The organism is Poriferisphaera sp. WC338, from assembly GCF_050931845.1.
Taxonomy (GTDB): Bacteria; Planctomycetota; Phycisphaerae; order Phycisphaerales; family Phycisphaeraceae; genus Poriferisphaera.
Genome location: NZ_CP194516.1, coordinates 688,151 through 707,227 on the forward strand (window position 1 = coordinate 688,151; position 19,077 = coordinate 707,227).

The following is a 19,077-nucleotide window of genomic DNA, read 5'->3' on the forward strand; positions in this document are numbered from 1 at the left end:
CAAATTGTTATATAAAAATCCCGTACAATCATAACCCGAGTGATAAAATGCGATTACGAATATCGTATGTGCTGAACGGGTGGAGCCTGCATCGTGTTTGTGGGGGTGATACAATGCTGGACTCACTCGGACAGATAGACCACATTTGGAGTGTAACGGTGAAGTACATCAGTACCCGCGGACAGGCGGAAGCATTGAATTTTGAGGGGGTTCTCATGGCGGGTTTGGCTCGCGATGGTGGGTTGTACGTGCCGGAGGCATTTCCAAAATTTAGTGCGGATGATTTTCGGGCGATGCGAGGGCTGAGTTACGCTGAGATTGCATTAAGGGTGATGACGCCGTTCGTTGGGGATTGCATCGCTGGGGCGGACCTGAAGAAGATCATTGACGAGGCATACAGCACGTTTGTGCATCATGATGTTTCGCCGCTGGTGCAGATCGGGCCGAATCATTTTCTGATGCAGTTGTATCACGGACCGACACTTGCGTTTAAAGATGTGGCGATGCAGGTGCTTGGCCGATTTTATGATTATGTTTTGAACAAGCGCGACAAGCACATCACTGTTGTCGGCGCGACTTCGGGTGATACAGGGTCGGCAGCGATTGAAGCGATCCGTGGCCGGTCACGCACGTCGATCTTTATCATGCATCCGCATAACCGTACTTCGGAAGTGCAACGCCGTCAGATGACAACCGTTGATGCGGCAAACGTTCACAACATTGCGGTGAAGGGAACGTTTGATGATTGTCAGAATATTTTGAAGGCGATGTTTAATGATCATGCGTTTCGTGATGAGATCGCGCTGTCGGGTGTGAACTCGATCAACTGGGCACGGATCATGCCGCAGATTGTTTATTACGTGGCTAGCGCGATTCAATTAGGGGCACCGGACCGCGAAGTAAACTTTACTGTGCCGACGGGAAACTTCGGCGATATCTTTGCTGGCTACTGTGCAAAACAGCTTGGTTTACCGATCGAAAAGCTTGTGATTGCTTCAAATTCCAATGATATTCTGACGCGGGTAATGAACACCGGCGAGCACAAGTTGGGCGAGGTACATCCGACCATGTCGCCTTCGATGGATATTCAGATTTCATCGAATTTTGAACGATTGTTATTTGATATTTATGGGCGGGATGGCGCGAAGATCGCATCGCTGATGAATGAGTTGAAAGAGACGGGCGAGTTTAACATAGATGCAGCGTTGCTTGCCGATGCACGGCAACTCTTCGCGGCGCAGCGGGTGAGTGAAGACGAAACACTGGCCGCGATTCGCAAGGTGTATGATCAAACAGAGATGCTGGTAGACCCACATACGGCAGTGGGGATTGAAGCAGCATGGCGAGAGATTAAAACGGCAGATGATAAGGCGACGCCCATGATTACCTTGTCGACGGCGCATCCTGCAAAGTTCCCGGATAATGTTGAGAAGGCGACAGGTGTACGACCGCCGCTACCGAAGCATTTGGAATCACTTTATGAATTGGATGAGCGGTTTGATGTTTTGGCAAATGATGTGGATGTGGTGAAATCGCATATCCGCGCGAAGCTGGCGGACGAAGTGCCGGCGTAATGGTGCGGTCTATAATGGCAAGATAGACTAATCGCTGGATAGACACTTATTAGATTGAATGGCATATTTGATCCCACGGGTTGAACCTGTGGGCTTATTGTTTAGGTGAGTTGTTTGTACTCTAGTTCCGCGACCCGCTGGATCACGGCTAAAGGGTGTATGGGAGTATGCAAAAAAATGCCTGAGATTTTGACGTCTCAGGCATGATTGGGATTGCTCGATCATAGATCGAACAGGTGGTGTGGGGTCTGGTTTTGTGTGGCATTTCTGCCGGCTGAGCAGATGACCGGGTCATTGTTTGCTCGACATGTATTATATAACACTAAGCATTTTTACCGTCAAGCTCCTAGCTCAATCTTAGTAATTTTTTTTGATTTTTTCCAAGATGATTCGGGAGTCTGTGGCAGGATTTACTGGAAGGTTAAATGTTAAGTAGTGAATATTAATCTGTTTAAAATGTTTTGGCTGGCGGAGGAGGGTGTTAAGGAAAAGATAGTCTGGCGGGGAAGGTTTCGTCTAGAGAAAAGTAGGCGATCTCTTGTTTGGATGTGAGGTTATATAAGTGACTTGTATTGCGAGTTTGTGCGGCTTTAAGGATGTTTTGTGGTAAGCAGCATATTTTCCACAGTTTAAGGTCGGTGGTGAGATCGGGGCTACTCTAGAGATTGAAATGTCTGATGATGCGGCCTGTGGGTCAGGAGGATATGGTTTGTTCGGGATAGTGGATTTTTGTTTGAAATTATGGATAATCGCCTTGGCAGGTTTATGGCTGCCTGCTAATGTATTATCCCCTCAGAAGCTTAGACGCCATAACAGTTGGGGCTTGAGTGATGAGCTAGCGGCGTGAGGATGCGGGGTAGAATTTGATATAAACGATGTGCTGCGACGGTGCGGTGGCACATGAGGAACACGGGTCGCACCAAAATTGAAAACGCAACTGGGATGAGGCAGGTCTAACCGTGTGTTAGATAGCACGTTGGTGTGCTGCTCTGTCTCCCTCCGGTATAACCATTCAACTCCCAGAAGGCTTAATCACGAAGAGGATGATTGCCTGCATGGGGTGCGAAGATACGGAGACACAAGATGTCAGAACAAAACTATGGTTTAGGTACACGGGCTCTTCATGCGGGGCAGGAGCCGGACTCGGCAACGAATTCACGAGCGGTGCCGATCTATGCGACGACGTCGTATACGTTTAATGATACGGATCATGCAGCAAACCTCTTTGGCCTTAAAGAGTTTGGCAATATCTATACACGCTTGATGAATCCGACGACGGATGTGTTGGAAAAACGCATCGCGGCGCTCGATGGTGGTGCGGCGGGCTTGGCATTTGCGTCGGGTCAGAGTGCGATTACCGCAGCGATCTTGACGATTGTGCACAGCGGTCAAAACTTTATCGCGTCGACGAGTTTGTACGGCGGGACGTGGACGCTGTTTACACAGACGTTTAAGCAGTTGGGTATTGAGGTTCGGTTTTTTGATCCGAGTGAGCCTGAGAAGATTGCTGAGTTGGCAGATGAGAATACACGTTGTGTGTATATGGAGTCGATTGGTAATCCGAAGTGTGATGTGCCTGATTTCAAGGGGATTGCGGATGCGGCCCATGCGAAAGGTTTGCCGGTGATTTGTGACAATACGGTGATGACGCCGTATTTGTTACGTCCTTTTGAGCACGGTATTGATATCACAGTTTATTCGACGACGAAGTTTATCGGCGGACACGGCACGCACATTGGTGGGTGTATTGTGGACAGTGGTAACTTTAAGTGGGCGGATAATCCTGAGAAGTGGCCAGAGTTCTGTGCGCCATCGCCAAGCTATCATGGTGTGGTGTTTGAAGAGGCGCTTCGTCCAATCGGCAATATTGCTTACATCTTGCACATCCGTACGCACTGGTTGCGTGACACGGGTGCGGCGATGAGTCCTTTTGCGGCGTTCTTGTTCTTGCAGGGTTTGGAGACGTTGCATCTGCGTATGCCACGCCATTGCGAGAACGCGCTGAAGGTGGCGAAGTTCCTCGAGTCACACGATGCGGTTGAATGGGTGAACTATCCTGGTTTGGAAAGTGCGGATTCACATGCGAATGCGAAGAAGTACTTGCCGGACGGACAGGGCGCGATTTTAGGCTTTGGTGTGAAGGGCGGTATCGAAGCGGGTAAGGCTGTGGTGAACAGCGTGAAGCTGCTGAGTCACCTTGCGAATATTGGCGATGCGAAGACATTGATCATTCACCCTGCTTCGACGACACATAGTCAGTTGACCGAAGAAGAGCAGGCGCAGACGGGTGTGAACCCTGAGTATGTGCGTTTGTCCGTAGGGATTGAAGATGCAGATGACATCATTGCGGATTTGGATCAGGCGCTTAAGGCCGCGACCGCCGTTGCAGTCTAATCGTGTATTAGGTTGATGCTTATGTAGATTCTGGCAAGGGCGGAGCGAAAGCTTCGTCCTTGTTTTATAGCTTCCGGAAGTTTGGGTAATGGTGGCTAAAGGTGTGGTATGATGAAATCCTACGGCGTGGAAACCGTGGGCTTGGGGAGAGGCATATGAAAGATTGGTAAGAGCAATGACGGATGAGTTTGCGAAAAGTAGTGATGATGTGCGGGGGAGTGGAGAGTTGGGGTATGCGCAGAAGGTGCGTTTTGAGGGCGATGTGAAGTTGAAGATGGGGGGCGTGTTATCATCGGTTGAGGTGGTGTATGAGACGTGGGGGGAATTGAATGCGAGGAAGGATAATGCGGTGTTGGTGTGTCATGCGCTGACGGGGGATTCGCATGTGGCGCGGCATTGCGATGATGATGATGAGGGTTGGTGGGAGATTGTGGTAGGGGAGGGGAAGGCGATTGATACGCGGAAGTTTTTTGTGATCTGCGCGAATGTGCTTGGAAGTTGCCGGGGGACCACCGGTCCGAGCAGTTTGAATGAAAAAACGGGGCAGCGGTACGGGGAAGATTTTCCGCTGATCATGATTGAGGATATGGTTGATGTGCAGCGGATGCTGATCGATCATTTGGGGATTGAGAAATTATTTGCGGTGGTGGGCGGATCATTGGGTGGGCACCAGGCGATTTGTTGGGCGCTGCGTTATGCGGAGCGCGTTGGTGCGGTGGCTGCGATTGCGACAAGTCCGACATTGACGAGTCAGGCACTTGCGTTTGATGTTGTAGGCCGGAATGCGATTTTGAGTGATCCGTTTTTTAATGGTGGTCAGTATTATGAAGAGGCGCATAAGCCGGATACTGGTCTGGCGATCGCGCGGATGCTGGGGCATATCACGTATTTATCGCGGGAATCGATGCGCGATAAGTTTGACGAGGACCGCACGAATCCGCGGGATATTGATACGGACTTTGAGAAGTTTTTTAGTGTGGGCAGTTATCTTGCGCATCAGGGGAGTAAGTTTGTCGAGCGGTTTGATGCGAATAGTTATGTGGTGATCACGCGGGCTATGGATCATTTTCATTTGGGTAGCTCGCGTGAGGAATTGGCGGTTGCGTTTAGTGGGGCGAAGTGTCGTTGGCTAGTGATCAGTTTTACGAGTGATTGGCTTTTTCCTGCGTTTCAAAGTCGACAGATTTTGAAGGCGCTGATTCATGGTGGGAAGTATGTGAGCTATTGCAATATCACGAGTGATTGCGGTCATGATGCGTTTTTGCTGCCGGATGATTACGACCGGTATGGGGAGATGTTGAAGGGTTTTTTAGAAACGACGACGGTTGATGCGACGTATAAGGCGATAGATGAGGATGCGCTGCCGACGGATGCACGGAGCATCTTTAGCCATGCGCGTGTGGATTATGATCGCATTTGTGATTTGGTGGAAGATGGTGCGAGTGTGCTTGATTTGGGTTGTGGTGGTGGTGGGCTTTTGTTGCGATTAGCGCATCAGAAGAAGGCGAAAAGGCTCGTGGGTGTGGAGCTTGATGAAGCGAGTGTGGTGGCGAGTGTGAAGCTTGGGTTTGATGTGGTGCAGGCGGATTTGGAGGAGGGCGTACCGGCGTTTGGGGAGAAAGAATTTGAGTATGTGGTGTTGAGTCAGACGCTTCAGAGTGTGGTACGGACGGAGAAGTTGGTAGATGAGATGTTGCGGGTGGGTGAGAAGTGCATTGTAAGCTTTCCGAACTTTGCGGAGAAGAAGCTGCGGGATGAGTTGTATCATGATGGTCGGAGTCCGGGGAAGGAGCACGGGTTATTAAGTTTTGCTTGGTACGACACGCCGAATAGAAGATTCCTGTCGATCAAGGATTGGGAAGAGTTTTGTGAGAAGAAGGGGATCACGATCCATCAAGGTGTGTATCTCGATAGCGAGACGGGCAAAGAGGTGGCGGATGATCCGAACCTGAATGCAGATACGGCGGTGTTTGTGATTTCGAGGTGAGTTAAACCATGAAGGGGATGTGATGAGAATTCCAGAGAGTATTAGAAGAGATATATTTGATTGGATAATGCTTGAGGGTATTGCATGGTATGGGCGACTGACTGATTGTGATTTTCTTTCACGTTTATATGAGCTTGACACGTTGCCATCAGATGATTTCAGAGAGAAAACTTTTGCAGGCGAAATATGGCGTCATCGGGTTATTAACCCTGAGGACTGGGAAGAAGATTGGGTATTTAAAGACTCTCGGTTGGGTTTGGTGGATGGTCCGGATCGAATGCTGCTGAATTTTTTATGTGAAATGCTTCATCCAGTTGTTCGATCGGTTGGTGAAGATGTTGAGCAGATTCGTTGTGGGATTAATCTCATTCTTAAGCCCACGGGTTATGAGATCTATCCTGAACGAACGATTGCAGGTAAATCTATATACGCTTTTCGTGATAGATCAGTCGATATTTCTAACCAAATAAACGTGCTGAAATTGCAGTTTAATGGAAGTGAAGCAGAATATATATTAAATCAAATTACGAGAATGGAGAGAGCTGTAGAGCATCGTGATTATGATTTGGCTATTGGGACTGCGAAGGAATTAATTGAGACCGTATGTAAAACAATCTTGGAAAATTATCAAGTTGAAATTGGGCGAACGCTAGATTTTTCAAATCTTGTTAGAACGACATTAGAGAAACTAAATCTCGCGCCCAAAAACATACCTGACGAGGCAAAAGCTTCCAATAGTATTAAAGGGATACTAGGTAGCATGGCAAATATAGCATCCGGATTGGCATATTTACGAAATCACTATGGTAGTGGTCATGGTCGTTCGGCTACACGGAAAGGCCTCAATAGCAGGCATGCGAGATTAGCAATTGGTGCTGCAAGTACCTTGGCGATATTCCTTGTAGAAACATATAACGAGCAACAATCAGTTACTGTTTAGCAGTATACTTGACGTTGTATATCGTTATGAAAAAACCTCGCGGGTTGGCGAGGAGGTTGGGGGGATTTTGTTGTTGTTGTGTGGAAGTGTTTTGGCTTCCAGGGTTAGGCGGCGGCTTTTTTGGCGTTGAGGCGAGCGGAAAGACGGCTCTTGTAGCGGGCTGCGGTGTTTTTGTGCATCGCAGAGGTGGAAGCGACCTTGTCGAGGATCTTGTAGATCGCGTCGAGTTGCTTTTTGGCATCTTCGACGGAGCCGTGGAGGATTAATTCGTGAAATTCTTTGATCGCTTCACGGTAGGTGCGCTTGCGCCAGCGGTTCAGTGAGCGGCTGGCGGCGTTTTGGCGAATACGTTTTTTGGCACTCAGTGAGTGGGCCATAGTGTCAATTCCTGTTTGCTATCGTTTCGTAACTTGTTTTGTAACCTAAGTTTGTCGTCCTTAGTGGGTTAGATACCCCGCATTGGCCGTTTGAGAGCATTGGCACGAGCGGACCCATTTTGGGACTGCTTAGCAAGTCGAGCGGAGTATTATGCGCGATAGATGGCTGGGAATCAACTCTGGGGTGCTGGTAGGAGGGCGCGAGAGGTTCTGGTGAAATGAACCCCTACGGTGTGGAAGCCGAGAGCTTGGTGAGATTGAGAGGGAAGGCTAAATAATGGGTACTAGGCTGTGAGGTGGACGATGGGAGCTAATATATACAGGGTGTGGAATCTTGACAGGGAGGCTGGGTTTCATAGACTTAGGGGCTGGTTGACGGGCGCTTTGCGCCTGTGATCTGGTGACTGACTGGAATGTTGTGAGCTGGCTGCGAGAGTGGCTGGCTGAGCCTGAGGTAGAAGGCATGAATCACAAAGGCGTGCATACCGTTGGAGCGAAGGCGCAGTGATGGGCGCGAGGAACGCCCATCTTGGACTGTGCTGTTTGCTGGCACCGCAAGACTCCGCGAGGTGTCTGAGACCTGATGAAAATCGGGATCAGAGATCGAGCAAAGGAAGGAGTGTGCGGTTGTGATGTAACGGCAATCGCATGTGATTGAGCATGCTAACTTGTGAAAGCGAGTTGGTGTGATCTGCCCGGGCCACGTTTCCTCAAGATGGAGCGTGGTTTTTTGTTGGTCATGGCTAGCTGAGAAAGTTGGCTGAATGAAAATTAACGTGTTGTCGCAGGGGCATCTTGCCGAAGTGGGTGCTGCTGTCAGGACGTTGGAAGCCGTGAGAGCGGCTATCCAACGGATAGATGAGTGGAACGCAGACAATTGAATAACAACTAAATAGCAGGAATGCGGAAAAATGAATTCAAGTGAAATGCTACGAGTAATCGATTCGATCGCACGTGAACGAAACGTGGACAAGGAAGCTTTGTTCCACGATATCGAGCAGGCGATGGTGAGCGCAGCGCGCAAACATTTTAATACTGAGGGGACCGAAGAGTTTCGGTCAGAGGTGGATCGTCTGACGGGTCAGATCCGATTATGGCAGGAAGATGTAGAAATTCCTTTAGAGGAGCTTGGTCGCATCCCGGCGCAGACCGCGAAGCAGGTGATGATTCAGCGGTTCCGTGAGGATGAACGCCAGAGTATTTACAACGAGTTTGCGGACCGCGTGGGTGAACTGACGACGGGGATGGCTCAGCGATATGAGGGCGGGGCACTTGTGGTTCAGGTGGGTCGTGCGGAGGGGTTTATGCCGAAGAGCGAGCAGATCCCGGGCGAGCAACATCAGGCTGGCGAGCGGGTTCGCTGCATGATCTTGGATGTGCGCGAGAGCGGCAATCAAGTGAAGATAGTATTGAGCCGGGGCAGTGCGGAGTTTATTCGTCGGCTGTTTGAGGTGGAAGTGCCTGAGGTGAGTGAGCGGATTATTGAGATTAAAGCAATGGCGCGCGAGCCAGGCCATCGTACGAAAATTGCGGTGAGTTCGATCGACTCGAAGGTTGATGCGGTCGGTGCGTGTGTGGGTGTGCGTGGTAGTCGCATCAAGAATATTGTTGATGAATTGGGTGGTGAGAAGATTGATATTGTGCGTTGGAATGAGTCGAGTCAGATATTGATTCAGAACGCGCTGAAGCCGGCTGAGGTTGTTGAGATTTCGCTATGCTTTGAGCTGGGCCGCGCGACTGTTGTGGTCAATGAGGATCAGTTGTCGTTGGCGATCGGTAAGCGTGGTCAGAATGTTCGTTTGGCTGCCCGTTTGACGAACTGGGACATCGATATCCTAACGCCGCCGGAATACACGAAGAGTCTCGATGCGATGGAATCGTGTCTGCGCGAGATTGATGGTTTTGAGGATACAGAGATTGATAAGCTGGCCGCCTTGGGTGTGATCAGCGTGTTTGATATTGAAGAAGTTGGTGCGGCTTATCTGGCGGAGCAATTGCAGATCGAAGAAGCACTGTCAGAGAAGGTGGTCGAAGTTGCGACGGCTCGGGGTAAGGTGCTTGCAGCTGAGCAGGCAAAAGAGAAGGAAGAAGCTGAGAAGCGTAAGCAGGCTGAACGTGACGGCATGGATTCGATGCCGGGCGCGGCGCAGGCGGCTGCGATTCTTGGTGACATTCTTGGTCCGGGCAGTGATGCTCCTGCGACTGAGGAAGCAGCACCAGAAAGTACTGAAACGCCAGTGGTAGAAGAAGCGGCTGAAGAGGCTGTAGTGGAAGAAGAAGTTTCAGCAGATGTTGAGGCTGAGGTTGAAGCGGAAGTTGAAACGGAAGATGCCCCTGAAAGTGAAGATGCTTCTGCGAATGACGAAGAAGATAAATCCTGATGTGATCAGGTAATGTTTGTTGGGTGGGATAAAGATCTCAAAACCAGCGTTGGTTTTGGGAGGACAACCAGAAGGTCACAGCATCGTGCGGTTTGATGAGAAGTCAGACTGCGGAGTGCGAAGATGCGAGGTGTTGTGGCGAAGACGACCGGCTGTGAAGCTGGCAAGGAGTTTGCATTGGCCAAAGCCAAGCGCGTATTCGAGATCGCCAAAGAACTTGGTGTGAAGAGCAAAGCAATCGTCGAGAAATGTCAGGCTGAAGATGTGCCGGGCATTACGAACCACATGTCTACAGTGAAGCTGGGGCTTGAGGCGACGGTGCGCCAATGGTTTAGTGAAGCTGAGCTGGGTGGCGATACAACGACCGCGGTTGAGACGGCAGAGAAGGTTGATCTGACCAAAGCCAAGGCGAAGGCTCGTAAGAAGGCGAAGCCTGTCGCAAAAGCTGACGCGCCTGCGGCAGTTGTAGAAAAAGCTGCACTTGAAAAGGCAGAAGAAGCACCAGTGATCGTAAAGCAGCCGAAGGCCGCTGAGGTTGTTGCGGATACCGCGCCTTCTGCTGAAGAAGTTGTGGGTGAGATTGAAGAAGAGGTTGCTGAGAAAGAGAAGAAGGTGGTGGTGACGCCGGCGCAGATCGCCGCGAAGGCGAAGAAGTCATCAAAACCGAAGGAAGAAGAGGGTGTGGGTGAAACACAGAGTGAGGCTGTGTCGGAAGAAAAACCGAAGCCTAGGAAAACGATTGTGAAGCAGGTCGAGCCGCGCGTGGTGAAACCTGTGGGCGAGCAGAATGTGCCGAATCGTCCGGTGGTGATTAAGCCGGTCGGGAAGATGATGGAGAAGCCGAAGCAGGTGGCGCTCAAGGGTCCGAAGGTGATCCGAGTTGAACAACCTGAGCCAGTGCAGCAGCGTGCACCGCGTCGTCGAGGTCCAGGTGGTTCGGGCGGTCCAAATGGTGGCGGCGGTGGATTCCAAGGCGGCCAAGGCGGTGGTCAAGGCGCGGGCATGGGTGCTGGTGGTGCAGTTGAAGGGATTACGCGTTCACGCGGACCGGCACGTGGCCGAGGTGCTGGCGGTGGTGGTGGCGAGGATATGGGCGGTCGTGGTGGCCAGGGCGGTCGCGGCGGTCAAGGTGGCGGCAAGGGCGGTAATCAGCGCCGTGGCATGAATCAGCGCCGAGGTCGTAGTGCGAATGCAGCATTACCAACGGGACCGAATAAGTTTTCACAGGCAGATATGGAAGAACTTGATGCACGTTTGAAAGGTGCATCGGGTTTCATGAAACAGCGTCGTCGTGACATGAGTAAGCGTGGCGGTGGTCAGGTTGCTCAGACGCCAGCGATGGTGGGCGGTAAGGTTGAGATTGCTGAGCCGATCACGATTAAGAGTTTGAGTGCGGCAACGGGCATGAAGGGTGCAGACATTATTAAGCATCTGTTCAAGCAAGGTATCATGGCAACGATCAACTCGGCGATTGATACTGAAGCGGCGATGGAAGTTGCACTTGAGTACGACATCGAGCTTGAAGTGAAGGAAATGGAAACTGCTGAGCAAACACTTGTGAAGCAGTTTGAAGAGCGAGATGCGGTTGATGTGCAAAGCCGGCCACCGGTGGTTACGGTGCTGGGTCACGTTGACCATGGTAAGACAAGTTTGCTTGACCGAATCCGTAAGGCGGATGTTGCAGCGCACGAAGCGGGTGGTATTACCCAGCACGTGGGTGCGTACCGTGTGACGATTAAAGGCTCGGATGGCGATGATAAGACGGTTGTGTTCCTGGATACGCCGGGCCACGAAGCGTTTACTTCGATGCGTGCACGTGGTGCGGGCATGACAGACCTTGTGGTGTTGGTGATTGCTGCAGACGACGGCGTGATGCCTCAGACGATTGAATCGATCAATCACTCGAAGGCTGCAGGCGTGCCTGTTGTGGTAGCGTTGAATAAGAGCGATACACCACAAGCAACAGAAGAAAACATCCAGAAGATTTATGGTCAGCTTGCAGAGCATGGTCTGAATCCAACGGCATGGGGCGGTGAAACGGAAGTCATCAAGACTAGTGCGATCACCGGCGAAGGCGTCGAGGAATTGATTGAAGTACTGGATTATCAGGCTGAGCTTTTGAGTTTGACTGCTGATTATGGCGGGCCAGCTAGAGGTACGGTAGTTGAGGCTGAGATGCAGACGGGTCGTGGTAGTGTGGCGCGTGTGTTGCTTCAGCAGGGCCAGATGAAGGTTGGTGATTACATCAACATTGGCCGCGCATTTGGCCGTGTGCGTGACATGACGGACGACAAGGGGCGTGCGATTCGTGAAGCGGGACCTGCGACACCGTTGGAATTGTCGGGTATCGATGAGATTCCAGATGCAGGTGATAAGTTCTACGTGACCGAAACGTTGGGTCAGGCAGAGAATGTGGCCCAGCAGTACCGTGATGCTGAGCGCCAGCAGATGCTTGCCGCTCAGACAAAGGTGACGCTGGATAACTTTGCGAGTGCGATCAAGGAAGGCCAGATGCAGGATCTGCGTGTGGTCCTCAAGGCTGACGTGCAGGGTACGTTGAAGGTGTTGCGTGAGAGCCTTGAGAAGATCCATAACGACGAGGTGCAGGTGAAGGTTTTGCACGCAGCTGTTGGCGGGATCACTGAAAGTGATGTTGTGTTGGCAGATGCGTCGAACGCGATCATTATTGGTTTCCATGTGGCGATCACGCCGGCGGTTCGTGAGATTGCCGAAGCGAGAAAAGTTGATGTGCGTCTATACCGTGTGCTGTATGAACTGACTGACGAAGTGAAGCTGGCGCTTGAAGGCATGCTTGAACCTGAGAAGAAGGAAGAGCAGTTAGGTGTGGCACATGTGAAGGAAGCGTTCAAGATTTCGAAGCTTGGTTTTGTGGCGGGTTGTCTTGTTGAGGATGGCTCGATGCAGAAGGATGGTTTAGCACGTGTGACTCGTGACGGCGTCGTGGTAACGGACAACCGAGCGATCGAGAGTATTCGCCGCGTGAAGGACGAAGTGAAGGAAGTGCGTGCGGGTACAGAATGTGGTATCCGTCTGGTTGGCTTTGAAGACATCAAGGCTGGTGACAAGATCGAGTGCTACAAGGTGATCGAAGTGAAGCGTAAGCTTGAGTTGTAGATCACATTGTTGTGCAAGGTTTTTGTGATGTGGATGGCAAAACAATGCAGCGGCTGATTAGAAAGCTGATGCAGCATACAAAACACAGTGCCTATGGTGATCGGGATTTTACAGGTTGAGCTGATTGTGGATGGTAGTGAGTCGCTGAAGGATAAGCGGCGGGTGGTGCGGAGTATGAAGGATCGGTTGCACCGCGAGCATCAGGTATCGGTTGCTGAAGTTGATAAGCAGGAAAGCCTGACGCATGCGGTTCTTGGTATTGTGATGGCGAGCAGTGATGTGAAGTACACGCAAAGTGTGTTGGATAAGCTGGTCGACAAGATTCAGAAGGGCAGGGGCTATTATCTTCATGATTATGAGATTGAGATTTTGTCAGGAAGATAACGAACGGATTGCTTTGGGTCATGATGAAGGTATGAGTTTGAATGTCGCATAAGATTGCACAAGTTGAAGCGATACTAAATAAGGCGATATCGCAGGTCTTGCAACGCCAGATCTCTGATCCTCGGATACGTGGTTTGGTAAGTATCACGAAGATCAAAGTGACGAGCGACATGAAGAATGCGTTTATTCATGTGTCGGTGTTGCCAGAGAAGTATCAGCGGATGACAGTAGATGGTTTGAATCATGCGCGGGTGCATATCCAGCATTTGACGCGGAAGTTAGTATCGCTGCGGGGTGTGCCGCACCTTGAATTTAAGCTTGACGAGAGTTTGAAGGTACAGGCGAAGGTGATCGCAGCGATCAACGAGGGGATGGAAAAAACGGGAGAAGAATCAGAGGCTACACTTGATGACAAAACGGAAGACAGTGCGGCTGATGTGACCGAACAGAACCAATCGCAGGACGAAGACGCTTCGTAATGCAGTCTGCTGACGAATGAGGAAAGCATGGGTAAAGATAGCGAACAGGTTAAAAAATTTACAGCGCTTTTGAAGAAGATCAAGAGCAAGCACAAGGGTTTGGAAGCAGTTAGCCGGGAGCCGGTATTGCAGCTTGTGATGAGTTTTCTGCAATGGGAAGCAACCGAAACGCAGGCTGAGGAAGCGATTGAGAAGTTGCTTGGTGCGATGGTGGATATCAATGAAATTCGTGTAACGCATCATCATGAGCTGATCGATATTATTGGTGCGAAGTACCCCTTTGCTGAGGAGCGGATCTCACGGATGCGTGAAGCGCTGAATGCGGTGTATCTGGTTGAGCATTCGGTGACAATGAAGTCGATCGAAGGTAAGGGTAAGAAGGAACAGAAGGCTTATCTGGAGGCGCTGCCGGCAATGCCAGGGTATGTGCTTTCGCAGATGATGCTGCTTTGCTTTGGCGGGCATGCGATGCCGGTGGATCGGCGTTTGGGTTACCTGCTTGAGAAGGAAGGCGTGGTCGAGGACGGATCGAACCTGTCAGCAGTCGAGTCTTTCCTGTTGAAGCAGGTGAAAGCAAGCGAGTGTCTGGATGTGCATTTGGTGTTGCAAGCATGGGCGGATAGCCAGAACGTCTCAGGCTTGAAGATGAAGTCGACTGTGATTGAGATGGAAGAGACCGTGCCATCGCTGAAGCCGATCACGAAAAAGGTTGAGAAGAAGAAGGCACCTGCGAAGAAAGCTGCGGCCAGTAAGAGCAACAAAAAGAAAGCTGAGCCGAAGAAAAAAACCGTAGCGAAGAAAGCTGCAACCAAGAAGACGGCAAAGAAGAAGGTAGCGAAGAAATCTGCTGCGAAAAAAACGACGGGTAAAACAACCAAGAAGAAAACCAGTAAGAAGAAGTGATTGAAAAGATGATTGAGAAGAAAGAAGATCAATTGGTGGTCGGTATTCCAAAGGGAAGCTTGCAGGAAGCGACAGTGGATCTGTTTGGTCGTGCGGGCTATCAGGTGCGTGTGCCGAGTCGGTCTTATATTCCGGAGATTGATGATTCGACAATGAGCGCAGTGATGTTCCGAGCGCAAGAGATGAGCCGGTATGTTGAAGATGGTGTGGTGGACATGGGGATTACAGGCCACGACTGGATCGTTGAGAATGGGTCCGACGTGGTTGAGGTTTGTGAGCTTTTGTATTCAAAGGCGACAAGTAAGCCAGCCCGATGGGTGTTGGCTGTGCCGGAAGAATCAGGTTACGACAGCGTAAAGGATCTTGAAGGGAAGATCATTGCGACGGAGTTGCCGGAGACCACGAAGCGGTTCTTTGAATCTCAGGGTGTGAAAGCAAAGGTTGAGTTCAGTTGGGGGGCGACCGAGGTGAAGGCACGCCTGGTGGATGGAATCGTTGACGTAACTGAGACAGGGAGTTCGCTACGGGCGAATAAGCTGAAGGTGCTTGCTGAGCTGATGAGTTCGACGACACGGCTGATTGCGAACAAGGACGCGTGGGCGAATCCTTGGAAACGTCAGAAGATAGAAGACCTGGCTTTACTGCTGCAAGGGGCCATTGCGGCAAAAAGTAAGGTTGGATTGAAAATGAACGTGACCCGCGACACACTTAACGACGTATTAAAGCTGTTGCCCAGCGAACAGAGTCCGACGGTGAATGAGTTGGCTGATCAGCAGTGGGTCGCGATTGAGGTGGTGGTGGAGACGAAGATTGAGCGTGAGCTGGTGCCGCAGCTTAGCCGAGCGGGTGCCAAGGCGATATTCAGCTATCCGCTGAACAAAGTGATACCTTAAAGGTGCGTCATTCTGAGAGGTGCGTGGGATGCGTCCTCGGCGGCTTTGGGATGGCGTTTGAAGCAGGGACGGTATGCAACAAACGAAACTGGGTTGGTTAGTCTTGGTTGCAATGGGCGGCATGATGCTGTCTTGCGCGTCGAATGGTATTGAGGATGGCGAGAAGGTGGGGGCTCATGGGGCGATTGATGCAAGCAAAAAAGTGCGCGTGTGGCGCGTAGTGCGTGAGCATGTTGCATTGCCGCCGGGGAGAAGCAGCGAGAAGGTTAAGCGGTTGGAGGGGGATGCATTTGCGAAAGCGAATATGAGTTATGCCGATGCATTGGGATCATACAAGATGCCAGCAGATTTACTTGCGCCTGGGGTGGTGGATGAAAAAATAGAAGAAGTTGAGCGGGATGATGTGGTGATTGTGGAGGGGCAAGTCGGGGCGATTGATCTTGAGATTGAGCCGTGGCGGGGGAGTAATGCATTTCGTGAAAGTGAGGGGCTTGAGCACGTTGAAGTTGAAGTGGGTGAGCTGCCAGATTTAAAAAGGATGTTTGCAGACGAGCCGTCGCTGGCGGCGCAACGGGCTTACGTGGCGGGGCGGATGGCATGGAATGCACGTAATTTGGGTGAGGCTAAGCGCCAGTTAGAGATCGCAATGAAGGAGGCGGGGGATGCCCCTGAGGTGATGCGACTTTTAGGCTTGGTGTACACGCTGAGTGGTAACAAGGTAAAGGGTGCGCAGCTTTTACGGCGGGTGGTACGACTCAATCCAGATGATCTGGAAAGTTTGTATTTGGTGGGACGGCATGAGATCGCAGCGGGGCGGATGGGTACAGGTGCCGCGGTATTGGGTCACGTGCTAGAGAAGATAGAAGCGGGTGATGGGAAATTAGATCGCGCGATTCCACCGCTTGGTTGGTATTACCTTGGCACGGCGCTGACGAAGCTGGGACATTTACGCGCAGGGCTGTATTGCTTTGAGCAGTTTGCAGACCCGTCGATGGGGTACGGGAGCCGATCGGTTTATGGACGCGAATTTGCGTTTTTATTGAAGCAGCGCGGGAAGTTGCTTGTGGCGATGGGGGATGGGTTTCATCAGTTGGGTGAGCCGGACCATGCGGCGCAGGCGTATGTAGGATCGAAGGTATTGGGCGTGCAGCATTCGGGTGATTTTAGTGCGCGGATGATTTATACATTGCTGATGTTGGGGGATGATGAAGGGGCGATGAGTGAGTTGTCGAATTTGTTGAAGCAGACGAAGGAAAGCGGGGCGGTGGTGGTGCTTGCGAAGTACATGGTGGGGCAGGGGATCAAAGAGGGGGTCTTGATCGAGTATTTGCGTGGGGAGTATGAAGGAGCGGATCGCCCGAGTGAAGCGGCGGTGGTACTGAGTACGCTAATGCCGGGTGATACGGGGAAGGCATTTATCTTATCGCATCTGCGCGAAAGTGAAGCGGATGACGCGGACGCAGATTCGGGTGGTGATGTGATGGCACTTAATCATTACCTGCAGATGTACGTGCTTGGGAAGAAGGAAGCAATAGGAGGCCGGGAACCAAGTGCGGACTTGCTTGCGGAGAGTGTGCTGGTGAGTGCAGGGGTGATGGAAACGCATCCTGAGAAAGCAGGCGAGGTGGCACGCGGATTTTTACGAGAAATTCAGCACATATCTGAGTTGAAAGCTGCGGTGGAAGGGTTAGATATTGATCAGCGGCAACGCGCTATGGTGCAGCTTATTTATGGCTTGACGCTTGCAGTGCAAAATAATTTTGGAGGTGCGGCAGAAGCATTTGGAGCAGCACATGAACGCGAGCCGGAGGTATTGGCACCGCGGCTTGAGCTGGTAAAGACGATGCTGGTGCTGAAGGATTATGACAAAGCGGGGGTACTGCTCGATGAAGTGGCCGATCGATCTGAGACTGAAATTGTGACATTGCGCGTACGTCTCTTGATGGCGAAGCAGTCGTATGAGCAGGCAGTTCGGGTGTTGGATGAAGCGGGGAATCGCGGGAACACGGATATTGAATTGATGCTTGAGAAAGCAAATCTGATGGTGCTGCTGAAACGTGAGCAGGATGCAGAGCGAGTGCTGCTCGATGCGCTGAACCGATATCCAAAAGAGGAGAAGGCTTATTCAGCGATGTTTGCACTGTATCGTAATTCGGGGTCACGGCTAGAAAATGTGGGCGAGAAGACGCAGAAGTTGTTCGGAAGGCTGGTGGGGGCCATACCGAATAGTCGGCTAGCAAGGTTAAGCCGCGCGGAATGGTATGAGGGGTCGAAGAAATATCGTGAGGCAGAGATGTTGTTGTTGCAGTTGTTGCAGCAGGACGGGAAGGACTATGACGTGATGGGGCGGCTGCTTCGTGTGTATGTGAAATCGAAGCAGATTGATCGTGGCAAGCTATTCGTGTCGCGGCAGCTTGAGAAGATGCCAAAGGATGGGCAGGTGCGTCAGTTGGCGGTTCGTTTCTATCGTGAGGTAGGTGATGAGGCAGCGATGTACGATGTGCTTTTGGGATTGGTAAAGGATCAGCCTGCGGGGACAGAGCGGGATGTGCAACTGGGACGGTTGTATTTTGAGATGAAGCGGTACGAGGATGCATTCGGGCAACTGCGGTTGGTGCTAGATGGGCGAGAGCACCGCGATTTCATTGCTGTGGCGAGGCTTACATTTGCATCTATGATTCAGATAGATGGTTTTGAAGGCAAAGAAGCGGTTGTGTGGGAGGCGATGGCGCGTTACCCAGATGAGGCGGGTGATATTGGTTTTGTGTGGGGACTGATGCTTGATCAAAATGAGCAGGAAGCGGCAGGTGAGGCGTTTATGTTGAAGGTGCTGGCGAAGCATCCGAAGCACGGGCCGACTAATAATCAGGTGGGGTATCAATGGATTATGGCAGGGAAGAATTTGGAGCAGGCGAAAGCTATGATCGCGCGAGCATTGGCGGATGAGCCGGACAATGAAGCGTATCAAGATTCGATGGGATGGGCAGAGTACAAGCTGGGCGCGTTTGACGCGGCAGTAACATGGTTGGAAAAAGCAGTGAACCATCCTCAGGGGCAGTATCCTGTGATTTTTGATCACTTGGGTGATGCGAAGTATCGCGCGGGAGATAAAGAGGGTGCGGTGAAGGCGTGGCGTATGGCGAAGCAGATGATGATTACACGGGGCGATGAGTTTCGCGGGATGGGTGATCCGGAAATGGTGGGTTTAGAAGGGCGGCTTGACGAGAAGGTAAAGCGGGCCGTTGCGGGTGAAGCGGTTAGGACCGCGCTGCTGCCGGGCGAAAATGCGGCTGTCGTTGAGGAGAAGAAGCCGGCGACGAAAGAGGTTGAAGTGGAAATTGATGAAACAGGGAACGAGGCGATTGATGCAGGTGCCGTGGTGACATTGCCGGGGGAATAGGGCGGATGAGATTGGGCTGCTGGCTGCGAAATTTCATGTTAGGAAAAGGCGCATTTGGGGCAAAAAACAGATTGCTGGAAATGGGGGTAAACGGGGGGTATTTTTTTGCATGTAAAGTTTTGATATCAATAGGTTTGTGTTGGACTTTGTGTTGGTAGCGACGGGGGGTGATTTGTGCTAAAATTGAGGGCTTAGGAGATCATGATCAGGTGGCTTTGAATCGAGGGTAT

At 51.3% G+C, this 19,077-nt stretch carries 12 protein-coding genes; 11 read left to right on the forward strand and 1 reads right to left on the reverse strand.

Going from position 1 to position 19,077, the window contains the following annotated elements:
- Positions 1–158 precede the first annotated feature (158 nt).
- From thrC to ACQ6WK_RS02815, 4 genes are all read left to right on the forward strand, one after another.
- On the forward strand, positions 159–1,574 hold the full coding sequence (gene thrC, locus ACQ6WK_RS02800; protein ID WP_432800369.1) for a threonine synthase: 1,416 nt from the start codon (positions 159–161) through the stop codon (positions 1,572–1,574).
- Between the two features lie 1,083 nt (positions 1,575–2,657).
- A complete protein-coding gene (locus ACQ6WK_RS02805) occupies positions 2,658–3,968 on the forward strand; it encodes an O-acetylhomoserine aminocarboxypropyltransferase/cysteine synthase family protein (protein WP_432799223.1) in 1,311 nt (436 codons plus the stop codon).
- Positions 3,969–4,143: 175 nt separating this feature from the next.
- On the forward strand, positions 4,144–5,955 hold the full coding sequence (gene metX / locus ACQ6WK_RS02810; RefSeq protein ID WP_432799224.1) for a homoserine O-acetyltransferase MetX: 1,812 nt from the start codon (positions 4,144–4,146) through the stop codon (positions 5,953–5,955).
- A gap of 22 nt (positions 5,956–5,977) precedes the next feature.
- Positions 5,978–6,895: an abortive infection family protein gene (locus ACQ6WK_RS02815; protein ID WP_432799225.1), complete on the forward strand. Its 918-nt coding sequence runs from the start codon at positions 5,978–5,980 to the stop codon at positions 6,893–6,895.
- Positions 6,896–6,999: 104 nt separating this feature from the next.
- Here ACQ6WK_RS02815 and rpsT read toward each other — a convergent pair whose 3' ends face one another.
- Positions 7,000–7,272: a 30S ribosomal protein S20 gene (gene rpsT / locus ACQ6WK_RS02820; RefSeq protein ID WP_432799226.1), complete on the reverse strand. Its 273-nt coding sequence runs from the start codon at positions 7,270–7,272 to the stop codon at positions 7,000–7,002.
- Positions 7,273–8,183: 911 nt separating this feature from the next.
- Here rpsT and nusA point away from each other — a divergent pair.
- The 7 genes from nusA to ACQ6WK_RS02855 all read left to right on the forward strand — a co-directional run bounded on the left by nusA (position 8,184) and on the right by ACQ6WK_RS02855 (position 18,847).
- The gene (nusA, locus tag ACQ6WK_RS02825; RefSeq protein ID WP_432799227.1) at positions 8,184–9,653 is read left to right on the forward strand and encodes a transcription termination factor NusA; all 1,470 of its coding nucleotides are present in this window, start codon (positions 8,184–8,186) and stop codon (positions 9,651–9,653) included.
- Between the two features lie 123 nt (positions 9,654–9,776).
- Positions 9,777–12,788, forward strand: coding sequence for a translation initiation factor IF-2 (infB, locus tag ACQ6WK_RS02830; protein WP_432799228.1), 3,012 nt, complete (start codon positions 9,777–9,779; stop codon positions 12,786–12,788).
- A gap of 93 nt (positions 12,789–12,881) precedes the next feature.
- Positions 12,882–13,172, forward strand: a complete 291-nt coding sequence (locus ACQ6WK_RS02835; RefSeq protein ID WP_432800370.1) for a DUF503 domain-containing protein — start codon at positions 12,882–12,884, stop codon at positions 13,170–13,172.
- Positions 13,173–13,213: 41 nt separating this feature from the next.
- Positions 13,214–13,651 carry a 30S ribosome-binding factor RbfA gene (gene rbfA / locus ACQ6WK_RS02840; RefSeq protein ID WP_432799229.1) on the forward strand — a complete coding sequence of 146 codons (438 nt, stop codon included), beginning with the start codon at positions 13,214–13,216 and terminating at the stop codon, positions 13,649–13,651.
- Positions 13,652–13,678: 27 nt separating this feature from the next.
- Entirely contained in the window at positions 13,679–14,554 is an 876-nt protein-coding gene (locus ACQ6WK_RS02845; protein WP_432799230.1) for a hypothetical protein, read from the forward strand.
- An 8-nt stretch (positions 14,555–14,562) separates the two neighbouring features.
- Positions 14,563–15,447 (forward strand): ATP phosphoribosyltransferase, encoded by an 885-nt coding sequence (hisG, locus tag ACQ6WK_RS02850; RefSeq protein WP_432799231.1) that lies wholly within the window; start codon positions 14,563–14,565, stop codon positions 15,445–15,447.
- Between the two features lie 73 nt (positions 15,448–15,520).
- Positions 15,521–18,847, forward strand: coding sequence for a tetratricopeptide repeat protein (locus ACQ6WK_RS02855; protein ID WP_432799232.1), 3,327 nt, complete (start codon positions 15,521–15,523; stop codon positions 18,845–18,847).
- The last annotated feature ends 230 nt before the right edge of the window (positions 18,848–19,077 follow it).